We start from the raw sequence: 337 nt of genomic DNA on the forward strand, positions 1-337 counted from the left end.
GGTAATCGGGCTTCACACCCCACGCCGACACCAGACGGAAGAGCGCCACTTCAAGAGCGAACAGTCCGGCCTGTGTGAACTGCGTCCGGTCCAGCAGCTCACCGCCCTCGAACACCACATCCCGCACCGGACGATCCAGATGCCGGTCCAGCTCCGCACACACCGCATCAAACGCATCCGCGAACACCGGATACGCCTCATACAACTCACGACCCATTCCCGACCGCTGCGCACCCTGGCCCGAGAACAACACCGCCGACCGGCCTGACGAGACCGTTCCCCTGGTCGTCAGGTCACCGATGACCACCGCACGGTGATTCATGGCCGCACGCGTCGT

The 337-nt window shown here is 64.4% G+C and carries 1 protein-coding gene; it reads right to left on the reverse strand.

All coding sequences use genetic code 11. The annotated features are described in order from the left end of the window. A partial coding sequence (locus B9S57_RS35735) for an acyltransferase domain-containing protein (protein WP_258036536.1) occupies window positions 1-337 on the reverse strand: 337 nt, incomplete at both ends.

It is taken from the genome of Streptomyces sp. SM10, assembly GCF_002910915.1.
In the GTDB taxonomy this organism is placed as follows: Bacteria; Actinomycetota; Actinomycetes; order Streptomycetales; family Streptomycetaceae; genus Streptomyces.